This is a genomic window from Bradyrhizobium sp. Bra64, assembly GCF_024519875.1.
In the GTDB taxonomy this organism is placed as follows: Bacteria; Pseudomonadota; Alphaproteobacteria; order Rhizobiales; family Xanthobacteraceae; genus Bradyrhizobium; species Bradyrhizobium japonicum_G.
Window position 1 is genome coordinate 472854 of the sequence record NZ_JALJRD010000003.1, and the last position, 18557, is coordinate 491410.

Sequence of the window (18557 nt, forward strand, 5' to 3'; positions counted from 1 at the left end):
CCGCATGGCGCTGCTTCCTGCGAGCATGAAGGCCCGCGCACGGGAGGCCGCCAAGTCGATCGGCGGCGGCCTGATCGGCGCCGCCACCGTCGGCATGCTGCGCACCACGCGCTATTTCGATCCGGCCAAGACCTCGGATTTTTTCGCACGCGTCACCAAGCTGATCGGCCCACGCCTGCGCGAGCACCGCATCGGCCGCGCCAATCTCACCGCGGCATTTCCGGAGAAGTCGCCTGAAGAGATTGAACAGATCCTGATGGGCGTCTGGGACAATCTCGGCCGCGTCGGCGGCGAATTCGCGCATATGGACCACGTCTGGGATTACGACCGCGCGCATCCGGAAAACAGCCGGATCGAATTGCCGAAGCGCACCATCGAGCTGTTCGACCACGTCCGCGACGACGGCAAGCCGGCACTGATCTTCGCCGCGCATCTGTCCAACTGGGAATTGCCGGCGCTTGCCGCCGTCGCACACGGACTGGACACCGCGATTCTCTACCGCCGACCCAACATCGCGTCCGCAGACCGCATCATTCAGGAGATGCGCCAGGTCAACATGGGCACGTTGATCCCTGCTGGCCGCGACGCCCCGCTCCGCCTCGCGCAGGCGCTAAGAGACGGCAAGCACGTCGCGATGCTGGTCGACCAGTACCTGACCGGCGGCGTCGAGGTCACCTTCTTCGGCCGCAAGACCCGCGCCAATCCGATGCTGGCGCGCCTCTTGCGCCAGGTCGAATGCCCGATCCACGGCGTCCGCATCATCCGCAAGCCCGGCGGCCGCTTCACCGCCGAGCTGACCGAGGAAGTCCCGCCCGTGCGCGACGCCGAGGGCAGGATCGACATCCAGGGCACGACCCAGGCGATCACGAATGTCGTGGAGAGCTGGGTGCGCGAGCATCCCGAGCAGTGGCTCTGGCTGCACCGCAGGTGGCGGTAGACGTGCAGTCCTGACCTTGCAGTCCTGACCCTCACCTCGCGCGAGGCAGCTCGGGACCGCTGGCGATCCCGAGCACCTCGCGTCCGGCGTCAGCGCGCCGTCATCTTCTTGACCGCGCGGAAGAACGAGTCTTGCCCGTTGACCGCGGCGTAGAGGTTGAGCCGCCCCCACCCATCCCAGGTGTTGCCATCGAGCAGTGCGAAGCCTGCCGGCAGCGCCGTGTTGCGCAGGATCTCGGTCCGCTGCTCGTCGGTGGCATAGGGGTAACGGGTCAGCAGCAGCGCCTGAGCCTGCACCGGAACGGTCTCGGGCAGCTTCATGGATGCCGCCAGCGCGAGCCCGTAGGTCAAGCGATAGGTGTAACCCCTGCTGTCGTCAGGATCGAGGTTGCAGTCGAACTTGTTTCGATCGTCGCGGTCGTGATCCCGCCCGTCGCGACGGCCGCGACCATCGCGATGGTCGTGGTCGTCGTCGTGCGCGCCGTCAGCGCGCTTGAGGCAGGCTTCCACCGTGCTGGTGCCGCACGACTGCGCCAGATATTTCTGGGTCTTCATATGGGCCTGATAGATCGCATAGGCCGCGGCGTTGGTGGATTTGGTCCAGTCCAGCCGGTTGCCGCTCGTATCGTAGAGCGCGCCGTAGATGTTGGTCGCGACGATTGCCGTCGCCTCGATGCGGCCACCGATCACATCCAGCGGCGAATGCATGCCGGCAAGGATGCGATTGTTGCCGAGGTCGGCGGCGCGGACCAGGAGGCTTTCGAATTGCTGCGGCACCAGGAAGGCCAGCCCCAGCGCCTGATTGTAGGCAAGATTGGTGTGGCCGCTGACATAGGCCCCGTCGCCATAGGGGTTGGTGCCATTCGCGACCTGCCAGAGCAGTGTCGGGACCTTGACCTTGGTCGAGAGCCTGAACGGACGGGGCGCCGTACCGATGCCCGGGACGTAGTCGCCCGCAACGAACTGGGTGGGGGTGAAATTGCCCGCGGCGTCATAGCTTCCCACATTCGGGACCGTGATCGGCCGGCCGCCATTGGCGGCCACCAGGGCCGGCGTCACGGTGAAGCCCCTCACCCAGTTCAGCGTGTTGTAATAGGCGGTCGGGACCGCAAAATTGCTGAAATAGCTGGGAACGACGAACTGCGCGGTGTCCGTCACCGAAAGACCGGCCTTGTTGCTCGCGGCATTGTAGTTGGCGTAGCGCGCATCGAGCGGGCTGATCACGCCGGTGGTGATCGAAGCGGGATTCACGACCGGCGCGGTCGAGCCCATGTAGCGCGCGAACGTGCGCTTCGGCGGTTCGGTCGAGGCGTTGTTGCGGATGGTGGTGTTGAGGAAGTTCGCGGCATCCGCCAATGGTGTCGCGGTGCCGTTGCCGAACGCCGCAAAGCCGATGGTCGCGCTGTTGAGATAGTTGATACCCTGCGCGCTCGCCTCGTAATCCTGCAGCGTGGTCACCTGATACGACGTCGGTGTCAGGCTCGCTGGCGGTGTTGCCGTCGTGGAGGACCCGATCCCCGTCATGAAGTACGACGTTAGCGGGCCGAGCCCGTTGAGGACGCTGTAGGGCTGCGAGGTCCGATCGTCATGGATCGCCGCGAGCGTCTGCGCCGGCGTACGTTCCTGCGTCATCCTGATGACGGTCTGATAATTCTGCTCCATCAAGCCGCCGCCATTGTGCAGCCTGGGATCGACCTGCATGAGACGGGTATAGGAATCCAGCAGGTTGACGATCGTGGAGCCGACCGAGGCGGTCGAACTGTTGGTGAAATTCACCGGCGGCATCGTCGGAATGGAGCCGGCATGCGCCACGGCCGGCAGCAGCGCGGCGCCGAGGGTCGCATATTTCCAGAAGTTCGCGGACGGCAGGGATATCATCTGAACTGGCTCCAGATCGTGGCGTGCTGAATCCACCCGGCGCTTCTGCACGCGGGTGAGGACGCGCTCGACTGTCTGATGCCATCCCCGCGTTTGACCTATTTATCGAACATTACAGGACGATAACGTTAGGCTGACAGGATCGCTCGATGCACATCCGTGAAGGCCGGCGGCGAAGCGGCACGCCCGCAAGGCGTTCACTGCTCCGGCAGTCCTGCGTCGACCTCGGCCTGAACGATGCGCTCCCAGGCTGCGATACAAATCGGACTTGCGTTCTTCATCGGCGGCCAGACGCTGCGCCTGTTCGTGCCGGGCCGCAATCGCAGTCCCTCCGCGACAGCCGCCTTCGCTTCGTCGAACCGGCCCGATCTCTGGTAGGCGGCGCCAAGCAGCAAATGCGAGCGGCCGGTCGCCGGCGTGATGGCGATCGAACGCTGCAGCCACGGCAATGCCTCCTCGTAGCGCCCCATCAGGACATACGTCATGCCCGCGCCGAGCAGCCAGGTCCAGCGCGAGGCCGGCGGCGTGTCGTAACGATCGGCCTGCTGGAATGTCGCGAGCGCATCGTCGAAGCGGCCGAGATAGACCTGCCCAAGACCGATCAGGTAGAGCGCAGACCCGTTCCACGGGTCGAAGCCCAATGTCTTGGCGCAGGTGACGAGACTCTCCACGAAATGATTGGTGGCGCTGAGGAAGCGGCAAGTGGCTTCCAGCACCGGAATCGAATTCGGCTTCGCGCGCAACGCCTGCTCGAGCGTCGCATTGGCCTTCGCCTCGACCGCGACGGCCTCCTCGGGGCTGAACCAGACCATCTGGATGCCGCGCATCTGGAGCGAGGCGAGCGCGACGGCGAGATCGACATTGTCAGGATCTTCGCCAAGCGCCTTTTGCAGCATGGACTGCGCCATGCCGAAGCGCTCACGCGTGGTCTGGTTGATCGATGCGAGCGACTGCTCGACGGCGACCTTGTCACCGCCCGCGGACGATTTCCGGCTTGCCGACGACGCGACACTGGGCTCCAGCAGCTCGTTGAGGCGGCGCGCCAGCACATGCCCCACGCCGGCGACGAGGCGCGATTGCTGAAGTTGTGCATCCGCCTCGGCGGTACCGACCGACGCGGCGGCGACCGCCTGAACCTCGCCGCTTCCGGTCTTGATGATGCGCGCCCGCAAAGTCCAGGACTGATCGCCGTGCTGGAGCTCGCCGCGGATCTCGTAGTCGGGCGATGCGGCCACCGCACTTGCGCTCTCGACACCCGCCGATGCGCGCGGCGCGACCACGCTGATGTTCTGGATCTTCGCAAAGCCGTCCGTGAGGCGGCCAGTGACCTCGGCCGCCATGGCCGAGCCGCGCGGATCGTTGCTCTCGTCAACGATCGCCGTCACGGCGATCCGTGGCGGCGTGCGCTTGAACAGGAAGTCGGGCTTCAGCACCGGCGCGGCAACCGCAAGCCCGATGATGATGACGCAGAACGCGGTCACGGCACCAAGCACGGCCGGGCTGCGCAGGTGGAAGACCGAGCGCTGTGCCGTCGCTGGTGCAGGTATCGCCACGACCTCGGCCGGCGCGGCTGCCCCGGCAGCCGGCACCGCGGCATGAGCATGGCTCAGCTCGGGCTCGGTCACGACCTCAGCCGTGAGCGAATAGCCGCCGCCGGAGGCGAGCTTGATCAGCTGCCGCTGCTCGTCGCCGAGCGCGGCGCGTAGCTCGCGGATGCATTGAAACAGGCTGTCCTCGCCGACATGGACGTTCGGCCAGACCGCCTCCATCAGCTCTTGCTTGCTCAGCACCCGGCCGCCACTGGCGGCGAACAGCCGGAGCATCTCAAAAGTCTTGGGCCGGAGCTTGATCGGAGCACCATCGGGCCCACGCAGCTCCGCGCGCTGCTGATCCAGCTCGAAGCCGGCGAAACGAAGCAACTTATCCCCCACGGCGTCTCACTGGCCGGCTCATATAGGGCAACTGTGTCGAAAAAGCCCGAAAAGTTTCCCTGAAACGGAAATATCAGAAACTTTCAGAAACTGGCCACCCCCTTATCAGGACACCACTCCCAGCCCGATGCGATGAATCCGGTCGTGGACTCGCGACCGCGTGCTTTGGGGGAAGTTGGTGACCGGGAAAGATTGTTTCAAAGCGACCCGTCGCCTGCGGGTCGCGCTGCTGACGTCGTCGGCGCTGGCTCTGGCCTGGGCGCTGCCGGCCGCGCCATCGCGCGCCGCGTCGAACGGCACCTGGCTCACCTCCCCCGGCAGCAACGACTATGGCACCGGCTCCAACTGGGACGGCGGCTTCGTGCCCCTGGGCACGGCCTCGTTCGGCACCTCTGATACCACCAGCCTGGCGATTACGAGCGCCAGCGTCGGCGGCTGGACCTTCAATGCCGGCGCCTCGAACTACACGTTTGACGTCAACGGTCCGTTGACCTTCACGGGTGCCGGCATCACCGTCAACGGCGGCAGCGCCACGATCACCAACCACAATGTCCTGAATTTCTTAAACAGCAGCACGGCCGGAAGCGCCACCATCATCAACAACGATACCCTGGGATTCTTCAGCACCAGCACGGCGGGCAACGCCACCATCATCAACAACAACGAGCTGGACTTCAACGACGCCAACACGGCAGGCAACGCCACCATCACCAACAACGGAACTCTGTATTTCCTTGGCACCAGCACCGCCGGCAATGCCACCATCACCAACAATTACGTCGTCCGGTTCCGGGACAGCAGCACGGCCGGCAATGCGGCCGTCATCAACAATGCCGGCGGCTCGGTCGATTTCTCCCTCACCACAGGATTGAACGGCGACAACAAGATCAGCGCCGGCTCGATCGCGGGCGCCGGCTCTTACAACCTCGGCGCCAATGAACTGACGGTCGGCTCCAACAATTCCTCGACCGAGGTCAGCGGCGTCATCTCCGGCGCCGGCGGCTCGCTGGTCAAGATCGGCACCGGCACGCTGACACTGTCGGGCGCCAACACCTATACCGGCGGCACCACCATCAACGGCGGCTCATTGGTGCTTGGCAATCTCGCCGGCGGCGTCGGCTCCATTCTGGGGGCGGTCACCGTCGGTAGTGGGAGCATGCTCGAAATCTCGAACGCCGACACAAGCGGCATCACGACGATCTTGAACAATGGCTGGACGGCTTTCCGCAGCGCCACCAGCGCCGGCAGCGCCACCATCACCAACAACAGCGTCCTGCAATTCATCAACACCAGCACGGCCGGCAATGCCACCATCACCAACAATGGCGGCCTGGATTTCTACAGCTCGGCCGGCAATGCCACCATCACCAACAACAGCGGCGGTTGGCTGACTTTCTACCAGACCGGCTCGGCGGGCAGCGCGAGCATCACCAACAGCAGCGGCGGGACAGTCTTTTTCAACGACAGCGCCACGGCGGGAAGCGCCGGCATCACCAACAACGGTACCCTGAACTTCAATGCTTCGAGCACGGCCGCAAGCGCAACCATCACCAACAACTTTTCGATGGGGTTCGTCGGCGTCAGCACGGCTGGCAGCGCGACCATCACCAACACCTATAATCTATCCTTCATGGGCTGGAGCACGGCCGGCAACGCGATCATCACCAACAATGGCGGCGGTCCCTTCCACAGCTCCATCGGAACGACCTATTTCCGGGACAACGCGACCGCGGGCAATGCGCAGCTGGTCAACAACGATCCGGGCGCGGTCTTCGATTTCTCCGGAAGCACCGGCCCGAACGGCGACAACAAGCTCAGCGCCGGCTCGATCGCCGGCAACGGCACCTTCTCACTCGGCGCCAACGAGCTCACGGTCGGCGGCAACAATCTGTCGACCACCGTGAGCGGCGTGATCGCCGATGGCGGCTACTTCGGCGGGACTGGCGGTTCGCTGGTCAAGACCGGCACCGGCACGCTGACGCTGTCGGGCGCCAACACCTATACCGGCGGCACCACCTTCGCCGGCGGGACGGTCAGCGTCTCCTCGGACGCCAATCTCGGCGACCTCGCGGGCGGCCTGACCTTCAATGGCGGCACCCTGCAAGTCACCGGCACGACATTCAACACCACCGCACGCGCCATCACCCTGGGTGCCGGCGGCGGCACGATCGAGATTGCCGACGCAGCCAACGAATTCGTCGTCAGCCAAAGCATCAGCGGCGGCACGCTGACCAAGTCGGGCGCTGGCACGCTGACCCTGACCGGCGCGGCAAATTTTTCCGGCGCGACGGTGTCTGCCGGCACGCTCGCATTCCTCGATGCCACGGCCGGCAACGCCGAGATCACCAACAACGCGCAGCTGACGTTCTACGGCAACTCCACGGCCGGCAGCGCGACCATCGTCAACAGCGGCAATGTGCTGTTCGACGGCAATTCCACGGCAGGCAACGCGCAGCTCGTCAACACCACGGCCGGCGCCGTCATCAACTTCTTCACCCCCGGCCCGAACAGCGACGGCAAGCTCACCGCCGGCTCAATCGCCGGCAACGGCCGCTTTGACCTCAACAGCATAGAGCTGACGGTTGGCGGCAATAATTTGTCGACCACCGTCACCGGCGTGCTCACCGGCGACGGCATGATGACAGGGACATCGCTGATCAAGGTCGGCACCGGCACGCTGACGCTTTCGGGCATCAACACCTATACCGGCGCCACGATCGTCGACGGCGGCACGCTGGCGGTGAACGGCTCGATCCTGGCATCGAGTGGCGTCACCGTGAACGCGGGCGGCGCGCTCGGCGGCACCGGCGTCGTCGGCAACACGACGATTGCGAGCGGCGGCACGCTCGCACCCGGCAATTCCGTGGGCACCCTCACCGTCAGCGGCAATCTTACTTTCGGTGCCGGCAGCTTCTACAGGGTTGAGGTCTCCCCCACTGCCGCCGACCGGACCAATGTCTCGGGTATTGCAACACTCGCCGGCGCCACCGTGCAGGCCGTTGCCTTGTCCGGCAGCTTCCGTGCGCAGACCTATACCATCCTCACGGCAACCGGCGGATTCGGCGGAACACAGTTCGCCGGCATCACGGGCAGCAGCTTCGCACCCGGCGCGCGCAATCCGCACCTCACCTATGATCTGAACAACGTCTATCTCGTGCTCGATCCCGGCGCGATCGCGCTGCCGGCGGGCACCGGTGCCAACCCGACCCGTGTGGCCGACGCCATCAACAGGGCGGTCGTGGGCGGTGCGACACCGCCGGCCGGCTTCGATGCGTTGCTCAACATGGGCAATCCGCAACTCGGCCACGCGCTCAACCAGGTCTCCGGCCAGCCCGGCGCCGCCGGCACGCAGGCCTCGTTCGGCGCGACGCAGCAGTTCGTGGGCATGCTCGATCCCGGCGGCGGCATGGACGCCGGGCGCGGCGCGGGTGGCTCCGCCCCGGGTGGCGGCGCGCTCGGCTATGCGTCCACAGCACCGGGCGATGCCAGGGTGCGCGAAGCCTATGCCGCGGTCACGCCACGCGACGCGAGCGGCGATGTCATCGACCGTCGCTGGGGCGTGTGGGCTTCCGCCTATGGCGGCGCCAGCACGTTGAACGGCAGCAGTGCCGCAGGTTCAAGCACGACCACCAGCCGCATCTACGGCACCGTGGTCGGTGCCGATTATCGCGTCTCGCCCGACACCGTGATCGGCTTCGCACTCGGCGGCGCCGGCTACAATTTCGCGCTGTCCGACAGCCTCGGCGGCGGCCGCGCCGATCTGTTCCAGGCCGGCCTCTATGGCCGTCACAACTTTGGGCCGGCGTATCTCTCCGCGTCCCTCGCCTATGGCTGGCAGGACGTCACCACCGATCGCACCGTGACGGTGTCGGGCACCGACAAGCTCACCGCGAACTACAAGGCCAGCACCTTCTCAGGCCGCCTGGAAACCGGCTGGCGCTTCGCACCCATCCCCGCCTCCACCTTCGGCGTCACGCCCTACGCGGCCACCCAAGTCACGACCTTCCATTTGCCCGGCTACGGCGAGACCGCGATCGTCGGCAGCAACCAGTTCGCGCTGTCCTACAATTCGCAGGACACGACGAACGTCCGCACCGAGCTCGGCGCCCGCACCGATCAGCGCTTCCTCGTCAACGATGGCGAGCTGACCCTGCGCGGCCGGCTCGCCTGGGCGCACGATTCCAACACCAATCGCCTCGTCAGCGCCGCCTTCCAGACGCTGCCGGGCGCAGCCTTCACCGTCAGCGGCGCGCAACCGGCGGCGGACTCCGCGCTTCTCGGCGGCCGTGCCGAGATGAAATGGCGAAACGGCCTCTCGCTCGCGGGCACGGTCGAAGGCGAATTCTCGCAGAGCACGCAGACTTACACGGGCAAGGGCACGGTGCGTTATGAATGGTAGGCGGCACATCGGCTCCCGGCTCGCGAGCCAACACGCAATGCGGACGAGGCTGGGCAAGATCGTCTGCGCCTTGGCCGCCCTGGCGCTGCTGTCATGTCCGCTTGCGACAGCGCGGGCGCAGACCTCCTGCGCCATCGCCGGCACCGATCAAACCTGCACGAACGCGACGACAATCTCGGGCAACAGCATCGGCGTCAGCGACACGGCGACACTGACATTGACCAATACTGCGGCCGGTACGATCTCAGCGGTGGGCACGATTAGCATGGGCATCAGCGCAATCACGGCAAACGTCACCAATGCCGGCACGATTGAGGCGAACGGAGACTTCCCCGTGGCCGTTTCGGCCACCACCATCAACCTGACGAATACCGGTACGATCCGGGGGATCGGGATTCCATGGAACGGAGGCTTTACCGGCGGCAGCGCAGTCTCCGGCACCGACGTCAACGTGACGAACTCGGGTACCATTGTCGGATATTTCTACGGCGTAGCGTCCACCAACACCCTCAACCTCACCAACTCCGGCACGATCCAGTCGCTGATATTTGGCTCTGCCGTCAGCGCATGGAACGCCAACATCATCAACACCGGAACCATCATGGGGTCGGACAGTGTCTTCGACATATCCGGCATATACCTGGAGTCCGGCAACGTCATGAATTCGGGCACCATCCTGGGGCGGAACGGCGGCTACGGCATCATTGGCGGCCTCGGCGTGAACGTCGTGAATTCCGGGTTGATCGAAGCGACCGGATCTGGGAGCCGCGGCATCACCATTAGCGGCGGCAGTGTCACGAACTCCGGCACCATTCGCGCCAGCGGAGCATCCAGCATCGGTATCTACAGCTACGGAACACTGAATGTAACCAATTCCGGCACGATCATCGGCGAGACGGCGGCGTTGAGGTTCGACAATGCATGGGATCCAAGCCAGACGGCCGACGTACTGACCCTGCTGCCGGGCTCGCATATCGTCGGCGCGATCATCACGAGCGGCGGCGGCGACACCATCAACGTCCGCGCCGGCAACCAGAACCTGACCTTCGATACGCTGGCGGGCGCGACCATCACCAGCACGACGCCCTATGTGGTGCTCGGCAATCAAATTGTCACCGTTGACGTCACCTCCTTCGCCGCGAACCGGCGCACGCTGACCGACCTCACCCGCGGCGTGTCCGATGCCGTGCCGGTGTTTTCCGGCGGCACGTCCGGCGGCAGCGCGCCGCTCGCCTTCGCGGGACCTGATGCGCCCTCGCGCTTCGACGATGCCTTTGCGTCACTGCCGGGGCTCTCGTCCGCCTATGCAAGCGAGGCCGCCGTCTTCAAGGCGCCGACATTGACCTATGCCGACGGCACCACGATGTGGGCGCGCGGCTTTGCTGGCCAGCGCATCCAGCAGCAGGACGGCGTCGTGCTGCGCACCGCCAATCTGTTCTATGGCGGCATGATCGGCGCCGATTTCGCGGCGCGTCCCGACCTGCACACCGGCGTCTTCCTCGGCGGCGGCAAGACCCGCACCAGCATCGATCTCGGCCTGGGCGGCACCGATTCCAACATGCTGTTCGCGGGCGCTTATGCCCGCTACGATTTCGGCGCCTCCTTCCTGCATGGCGCGATCCAGGGCGGCGGTTCGCGCAACATCACGACGCGCACGGTCAACAACAATCTCGCGCTTAACGGTATCGAGAACGCCGTCGGCTCCTTCAACGGCTGGTATGTCAGCCCTGAGCTGACCTTCGGCCATCGCTTTGCGCTCGGCCAGCTCGCGGATGCCACCTACACGCTGACGCCGAGCACGCGCGTGCGCTATCTCTTCGGTGCCTTCGACGGCTACACCGAGACCGGCACCAGCGCGCCGCTGACGGTGGGCACGCAGACTGCAAGCACAGTCGAGGAGCGCGGCGAGGTCAAGCTGACGCGGAGCGTGGCGATCGCTCCGATGAACGAGCTCTCCACCAGTCTCTCCGGCGGCGTGCTGGGCACGCAGCGCGTCGGCGGCTCCACCGTCAACGCCGCCCTGCTCGGCCAGGCCATTCCGTTCGCGACACCGGGTCAAGCCAACGTCTGGGGTTACTTCGGCGGATTGGGACTGGAGTGGCGCAGCCGCAATGTCAGCTTCTTCGCCGCCGCCGAATATCTGGCGCTGGCCGACAATTCCAACGTGGTCAGCGGCCGCGCGGGCCTGCGTGTCGGGTTCTGAGCGGTGATGGGCAGGATGTCATCATGCCAGTGTTTTGCCCGACGTGTCAAATGACCCACGCCTGACTCTGCGGCGCGTCGGACGGCTCACGTCGTGTAGTCCATGAGGTGCGCCAAGCGCCTTTGCGCGCGCACGCCAATTCAATCAAGCGGCATCGGCACTTGAGCATCACCGCCGAAATCGCGGTTCTACTGTGCATGGGGTTGTTTTGCGGATTTGGTTTTGAGGTTGATCGCGGGAACACTTATCGCCCCGTCTTCACCTTGGTCCAGAGCCGGTTGATGACGCGTTGCGTCGCCGGATCGCGCGCCGTGATGACGAACAATTTTGCGAGCGTCGCCTCGTCCGGATAGATGTTCTTGTCGTTCAGGATCTTCGGGTCGACCAGCTTCTGGCTGGCGAGGTTGCCGTTGGCGTAGGACAAAAAGTCCGAATTCTTGGCGGCGACGTCGGGACGGTAGAGATAGTTGATCAGCTCGTAGGCCTCGCTGACGTTCTTGGCGTCCGCGGGGATCGCGAGATTGTCGAAGAACATCTGCGCGCCCTCCTTCGGGATCGTGTAGCCGATCTCGATGCCACCCTTCGCCTCCGCCGCGCGGGCGCGGGCCTGCATGATGTCGCCGGACCAGCCGACCACGAAGCAGATCTCGCCGGTCGCGAGCGCGCTCAAATATTCGGACGAATGGAACTTGCGCACGGAGGGGCGGACTTTTGCGACGATGTCGGCGGCCTTCTCCAGGTCGGCCTGCTTGGTCGAGTTCGGATCGAGCCCGAGCCAGCTCAGCGCCGCGGGGAAGATGTCGTCGGCGGAGTCGAGCATGTGCACGCCGCAGTCCTTGAACTTGGCGAGGTTCTCCGGCTTGAAGACGATGTCCCAGCTGTCGATCTTGGCATCAGCCCCGAGGATCTGCTTCACCTTGGCGACGTTGTAGCCGATGCCCGTTGTGCCCCACATGTAGTTGGCGGCGTAGACGTTGCCGGGGTCGTAGATGCCGAGGCGCTGCGTCACCACGGGCCAAGCATGGCTAAGGTTCGGCAACTTCGACTTGTCGAGCTTGTGGAAGATGTTGGCCTTGATCTGGCGCTGCAGGAAATAGGCGGTCGGCACCACGACGTCGTAGCCGGATTTGCCGGCCATCAGGCGGGTCTCCAGCGTCTCGTTGGCGTCGAACGTGTCGTAGACGACCTTGATGCCGGTCTCCTTGGTGAAGGCCTCAAGGACGTCGGGCGCCATGTAGTTCGACCAGTTGTAGAAGTTGACGACCCGCTCCTCGGCCTTTGCAGGGGCGGAAAGCGTCAGCGCGGCTACGATTGCAAAACCAAGGCAAAGCCTCCAGCCGCTGACGTTCGTCATCTCGATCTACCTCTTGCGCCCGCGCACCGCATCCGACAGCCGCTCCAGCGCGGTGTCGAGCGTCTCGTCCTTCTTGGCAAAGCAGAAGCGCACCACCGAAGTCACGGGGTCCTGCTCGTAGAAGGCCGACACCGGGATCGCCGCCACCTTGTATTCCTTCACAATCCGCCAGCAGAACTCGGTGTCGCTCTCGTTGAGCCCGAGCGGGGACAGGTCGACAGTGAGGAAGTAAGTGCCCTGCGACTTCAGCACGGGAAAGCCGAGGCTCTCCAGCCCCCTGGCCAAGCGGTCCCTGCTCCGCGTCAGGTCCTTGCGCATCGACAGGAAGTAGTCGTCGGACTTGCCGAGGCCGTAGGCAACGGCGGCCTGCAGGTTCGGTGCGGTGGTGAAGGTCAGGAACTGGTGCACCTTGGCGGCGACGCGCAGCAGCGGCGGCGCGGCGCAGACGAAGCCGATCTTCCAGCCCGTCAGCGAGAAGATCTTGCCGGCCGAGCCGACCTTGATGGTGCGCTCGCGCATGCCGGGGATGGTGATCAGCGGGATGTGCTTGTGCTCGTCGAAGGTGACGTGCTCCCAGACCTCGTCGCAGATCGCGATGACGTCGAACTCCTGGCAGTAGCGCGCCAGCAGCTCGAGATCCTCGCGCGGATAGACCACCGCGGAGGGATTCAAGGGGTTGTTGAAGAGCACTGCCTTGGTCTTTGAATTGAAGACGCTTTTCAGCATGTCCTCATTCAGCCGCCAGTGCGGCGGCTCGAGCCGGACGAGGCGCGGAATGCCGCCGGCCTGGCGGATGATCGGCAGGTAGGAATCATAGACCGGCTGGAAGCAGACCACCTCGTCGCCGGGCTGGACCACGGCGAGGATGGCCGAGGTCAGCGCCTCGGTGCCGCCGGAGGTCACCATCACCTCGCTCATCGGATCGAGCTTGAGGCCGTGCCAATGGCCGTAATGGGTTGCGATCGCCTGCCGCAGTTCCGGCAGGCCCATCATCGACGGATACTGGTTGTAGCCGTTCAGCGAGGCGTCGGCCGCGGCGCGGCGGATGTCCTCAGGGCCTGGATCGTCGGGAAAGCCCTGGCCGAGATTGATGGCGGCATTGTCGCGCGCGGCCTGCGACATCGCCTCGAAAATGGTGACGGGAAGGTCGGCAAAGACCTTGTTGAGGGACGAGCTTTTGGACATCGGCCGGGTCAGCCGCCGACCTTGCTGGGAAGGCCCGCCGCCTTCCACCCGAGCATGCCGCCGGCCAGATGCTTGTCGTAAGGCAGGCCCGCCGCCTGCGCCGCGAGCGAGGCGGTCACCGAGCGCTTGCCCGAGCGGCAGGCGAACACGACCTCCTTGCCGGCGGGATCGGGGATCGCCTTGGGATCGAAGGTCGAGAGCGGCACCACCACGCCGTAGGGATAGGCCTCGGCCTCGACCTCGTTCGGCTCACGGACGTCGACCAGCAGATAGCGTCCTTCCGCGACACCCTTGGAGACCTCGTCCGGGGTCAGATCCTGCACTTGATTTGCCACATCATCCTCCAAACGTCGCAGCCGCATGCCGGAGCGATCCCGGCCGGCGGCAACCTCGCCTCTCGGCTCACGAAAATCAAGCGCTACAAAGGCTTGAGCTCGGTCCTGCAAGTTAAAGCTAAATCGCAGCGACTTGAAGTGGGGCCTTGGTTTGCCTGACTAGATCGTCACCTGGGTGCCGACCTCGACGACGCGGCCGCTGGGGATCTGGAAATAGTCGGTGGCATCGTTGGCGGAACGGCTGAGCGAGATGAACAGCCGGTCCTGCCAGCGCGGCATGCCCGAATGGGCGGCCGGTTTGAGCGCCCTCCGCGACAGGAAGAACGAGGTCGACATGATGTCGAACTGCCAGCCGAGCTTGCGGGCGATCGCCAGCGCCTTCGGCACGTTGGGCGATTCCATGAAGCCGAACTTCAGCGTCACCTTGGAGAAGGTCGGGCTGATCTGTTCCAGCCTCACCCGCTCGGCCGGATCGATGCGCGGGGTCTGTGCGGTCTCGATGGTGAGAATGACGTTCTTCTCGTGCAGCACCTTGTAGTGCTTCAGACTGTGCATCAGCGCGGTCGGCGCGCTGAGGGGATCGCTGGTCAGGAACACGGCGGTGCCGGACACGCGCTGCGGCGGCCGCTTCTCAAGCATGGCCACGAGGTCGGCGAGCGGGAATTCGAGCTTGCGCGACTTCTCGAACAGCAGCCGGCTGCCGCGCCGCCACGTGTACATCAGGATGATCATGAGCGCGCCGAGCGCCAGCGGCACCCAGCCGCCCTCGAACACCTTGAGCAAATTGGCCGCCAGGAAGGTCAGGTCGAGGAACAGGAACGGCGCGATCAGGGCGGCAGCCGCGAACGGCGACCACTTCCAGACCTTCCAGATCACGACGAAGCCCATCATCGCCGTGACCACCATGGTGCCGGTAACCGAGATGCCATAGGCCGACGCCAGCGCGCTGGAGGAGCGGAACAACAGCACCAGCAGCACCACGGCGACCAGCAGAAGCTGGTTGATGCGCGGGATGAAGATCTGGCCGGAATGGGCTTCGGAGGTATGGCGAATCTCGAAGCGCGGCAGCAGCCCGAGCTGGATCGCCTGGCGCGTCAGCGAATAGGCGCCGGTGATGACCGCCTGGCTCGCGATGACCGTTGCGGCGGTGGCCAGCACGACCATGCAGCCACGTAAAAAGCCTTGCGGGAAGAGCTGGAAGAACGGGCTCACGATCGCGCCGGGATCACCGAGGACGAGGGCGCCCTGCCCCAGATAGTTCAGCGCCAGCGACGGCAGCACGATGAACAGCCAGGCGGTCTGGATCGGCCGCTTGCCGAAATGGCCGAGGTCGGCATAGAGCGCCTCGGCGCCGGTGACCGCCAGGAACACCGCGCCCAGCGTCACGAAACCGATGATGCCGTGGTGGATCATGAAGGACACGGCGTAGAGCGGGTTCAGCGCAAACAGCACCTGCGGCTGCTGGATGATCGGATGGATCGCCGCAACCGCGATCACGGCGAACCAGACGCACATGATCGGGCCGAAAAACGCGGCGACCCGCGCGGTGCCGCGCGACTGCACGGCGAACAGGCCGACCAGGATGATCACGGTCAGCGGCACGACATAGGGCTCGAAGTGCAGGGTGATGTCCTTCATGCCTTCGATCGCCGACAGCACCGAAAGCGCCGGGGTGATGACGGCGTCGCCGTAGAACAGGGCGCCCGAGATGATGCCGAGCAGGACGATCGTCGCCCCGCGGGTACCGACCGCGCGCTGGGCCAGCGCCATCAGCGCCAGCGTGCCGCCCTCGCCGTTGTTGTCGGCACGGAGCAGGATCACGACGTATTTGAGCGTCACCACCACGATGAGGGCCCACAGGATCAGCGAGAGCACGCCGAGCACGGCCGCGGGCGTCGGCACCCCCTCCGCGCCCGAGGCAGCCATCACCGCCTCACGGAACGCGTAGAGCGGGCTGGTGCCGATGTCGCCGTAAACGACGCCGATGCTGCCGAGCGTCAGCGCACCGAAGCGGGCCGTGGTGTGGGCATCGCCATGCCCATTGGTCGCCGCCGTTTCCGGGGCGGAAATCGCTACGTCACTTGTCATGGGAGAGCCTGATGGCCTCTAAAAATGCTTCACTGCACAACGGCGGAAGGGCGCGCGGCTTATAGGCCTGCGCTACCGGCATAGCCTAGCCCGATTCTGGGCCCTCACCATGCAAAATTTGCATAGGTCGGCCGATTGCGTTCAAATGGTGACTTGGGTGCCGACTTCAACCACCCGTCCGGTGGGAATCTGGAAATAGTCGGTGGCGTCATTGGCAGACCGGCTCAGCGCGATGAACAGATGGTCCTGCCAGAGCGGCATGCCGGACTGCGCCGAGGCCTTGAGCGAGCGCCGCGACACGAAGAACGACGTCGACATGATGTCGAACTGCCAGCCCTGCTTGCGCGCGATCGCGAGCGCCTTGGGTACGTTCGGCTGCTCCATGTAGCCGAAGCGCAGCCGGACCTTGGAGAACTTGTCGCTGATCTTCTCCATCCGGAACCGATCGGACAGATCGACCCGCGGTGTCTGCGCGGTCTCGATGGTCAGGATCACGTTGTGCTCGTGCAGCACCTTGTTGTGCTTGAGATTGTGCAGCAGCGCGGTCGGCACGAAGGAAGGATCGCTGGTGAGGAATACCGCCGTGCCCTTGACGATGTGCGGCGGCCGCTTCTCCAGGCTCTTGATCAGGTCGTCGAGCGGCACCTCGATCCGGCGCGTTTTCTGGATCAGGATCCCCGTCCCGCGCCGCCAGGTCCAGATCGTCCCGGCCATGACGACGCCGAACAGCAACGGTACCCAGGCGCCTTCGAGCAGCTTGAGCAGATTGGCGCTGAAGAAGGTCATGTCGACGACGACGAAGGGCATGATCACGGCGGCTGCCGTTGCAGCGCGCCAGTTCCACAATTTCCAGATCACGACGAAGCCCATGATGCCGTCGGCAACCATGGTGGTGGAGACCGCGATGCCGTAGGCCGAAGCCAGATTGCTGGAGGTGTGGAACAACAGCACCAGCAGCATCACGCCGATCAGCAGCAGCCGGTTCACCCGCGGCAGATAGATCTGGCCGGCATGAGTCTCGGAGGTGTAACGCACCTCGAAGCGCGGCAAGAGGCCGAGCTGCACCGCCTGATAGACCAGCGAATAGGCGCCGGTGATCACCGCCTGGCTCGCGATCACGGTCGCTGCGGTCGCGAGTCCGACCAGTGGCAGCACCAGATATTCGGGCACCATGCGATAGAACGAATGCTCGATCGCACCGGGGTCGGACAGCACCAGCGCGCCCTGCCCGAAATAGTTGATCAAGAGCGAAGGCAGCACGAAGAACATCCAGGCCGACTGGATCGGCTTGCGGCCGAAATGGCCGAGATCGGCATAGAGCGCCTCGCCACCGGTGACCGCCAGGAAGACGGCGCCCAGCGTGACGAGGCCGATGGTGCCGTGTGAGAGCAGGAATTGCAGCGCGTAGTAGGGATTGATCGCAGCCAGTACCGATGGATCGTCGGCGATATGGACGGCGCCCATCACCGCTAGGCAGCTGAACCAGATCACCATCACCGGCCCGAACGCCGAGGCCACCAGCGCGGTCCCCTTGCTCTGGACCGCGAACAGCAGCACCAGAATGAAGACGGTGAGCGGCACGACGTAATGCTCGAAGGCGGGGGTGGCGAGCTTCAGGCCCTCGACTGCCGACAGTACCGAGATTGCCGGCGTGATCATGGAATCGCCGATGAACATGGAGGCGCCGACAACGCCGAGCGCGAGCAGGAACCAGCTTCGCCGTCCGAGCGCACGCTGGCCGAGTGCCATCAGCGAGAGCGTGCCGCCCTCCCCGTTGTTGTCGGCGCGCAGCAGCAGCAGGACGTATTTGGCGGTGACGACGATGAAGAGCGCCCACAGGATCAGCGAGAGCACGCCGAGCACCATGACCCGCGAGACCGGCTCGCCATGGGCCGCACCCCGGACCGCCTCGTGGAACGCGTAGAGCGGCGACGTCCCGATATCGCCGAAGACGACGCCGATGCTCCCGAGCGTCAGGCCCCAGAAACCCGAGGTGACCGGCCCATCCTGAGCTTCGGTGGATGTGATGCTCGCCGTCATGTGAAACTAGAAACGCTTCTTCCAGAGAATTGATCCGGCGCTTGTGACGGTTCTGGCGCGCCTGTCAATCGGCACCCCACCATAGCAGGCGCCGGGGCAGATGCTGTGACGGCGCAGCAACGGTCATCGCAAGCGCGACGACATGCCTCAGGTAAGATGGTAGCGCAAGTGCCGAAAGCCTTTCCACTCCGATTGAATCGGAACGGGA

Annotated in this window: 10 protein-coding genes; 3 read left to right on the forward strand and 7 right to left on the reverse strand. The window is 64.9% G+C overall.

Annotated elements, in window-relative coordinates; translation table 11 throughout:
• The first annotated feature begins 4 nt into the window (after positions 1 to 4).
• Positions 5 to 937: a lipid A biosynthesis lauroyl acyltransferase gene (locus NR187_RS14625; protein ID WP_211383338.1), complete on the forward strand. Its 933-nt coding sequence runs from the start codon at positions 5 to 7 to the stop codon at positions 935 to 937.
• An 89-nt stretch (positions 938 to 1026) separates the two neighbouring features.
• Here the strand turns inward: NR187_RS14625 and NR187_RS14630 are convergent, their stop codons facing one another.
• Positions 1027 to 2814, reverse strand: a complete 1788-nt coding sequence (locus tag NR187_RS14630; protein WP_211383337.1) for a phosphatase PAP2 family protein — start codon at positions 2812 to 2814, stop codon at positions 1027 to 1029.
• A 197-nt stretch (positions 2815 to 3011) separates the two neighbouring features.
• Positions 3012 to 4733, reverse strand: a complete 1722-nt coding sequence (locus tag NR187_RS14635) for a tetratricopeptide repeat protein (protein ID WP_256806890.1) — start codon at positions 4731 to 4733, stop codon at positions 3012 to 3014.
• A 190-nt stretch (positions 4734 to 4923) separates the two neighbouring features.
• On the opposite strand from NR187_RS14635, the gene NR187_RS14640 reads away from it, so the two are divergent.
• Both NR187_RS14640 and NR187_RS14645 read left to right on the forward strand, forming a co-directional pair.
• A complete protein-coding gene (locus tag NR187_RS14640) occupies positions 4924 to 9144 on the forward strand; it encodes an autotransporter domain-containing protein (RefSeq protein ID WP_211383335.1) in 4221 nt (1406 codons plus the stop codon).
• A 37-nt stretch (positions 9145 to 9181) separates the two neighbouring features.
• Positions 9182 to 11347, forward strand: coding sequence for an autotransporter outer membrane beta-barrel domain-containing protein (locus tag NR187_RS14645; RefSeq protein ID WP_211383334.1), 2166 nt, complete (start codon positions 9182 to 9184; stop codon positions 11345 to 11347).
• Between the two features lie 244 nt (positions 11348 to 11591).
• Here the strand turns inward: NR187_RS14645 and NR187_RS14650 are convergent, their stop codons facing one another.
• The 5 genes from NR187_RS14650 to NR187_RS14670 all read right to left on the reverse strand — a co-directional run bounded on the left by NR187_RS14650 (position 11592) and on the right by NR187_RS14670 (position 18349).
• A complete protein-coding gene (locus tag NR187_RS14650; protein ID WP_211383333.1) occupies positions 11592 to 12701 on the reverse strand; it encodes a polyamine ABC transporter substrate-binding protein in 1110 nt (369 codons plus the stop codon).
• A gap of 6 nt (positions 12702 to 12707) precedes the next feature.
• A complete protein-coding gene (locus NR187_RS14655) occupies positions 12708 to 13886 on the reverse strand; it encodes an aminotransferase (RefSeq protein ID WP_211383332.1) in 1179 nt (392 codons plus the stop codon).
• Between the two features lie 8 nt (positions 13887 to 13894).
• Positions 13895 to 14221 carry a rhodanese-like domain-containing protein gene (locus NR187_RS14660; protein ID WP_015686918.1) on the reverse strand — a complete coding sequence of 109 codons (327 nt, stop codon included), beginning with the start codon at positions 14219 to 14221 and terminating at the stop codon, positions 13895 to 13897.
• A 159-nt stretch (positions 14222 to 14380) separates the two neighbouring features.
• Positions 14381 to 16309: a potassium transporter Kup gene (locus NR187_RS14665; RefSeq protein ID WP_211383331.1), complete on the reverse strand. Its 1929-nt coding sequence runs from the start codon at positions 16307 to 16309 to the stop codon at positions 14381 to 14383.
• 141 nt (positions 16310 to 16450) lie between these two features.
• Entirely contained in the window at positions 16451 to 18349 is a 1899-nt protein-coding gene (locus NR187_RS14670; protein ID WP_211383330.1) for a potassium transporter Kup, read from the reverse strand.
• Positions 18350 to 18557: the final 208 nt, after the last annotated feature.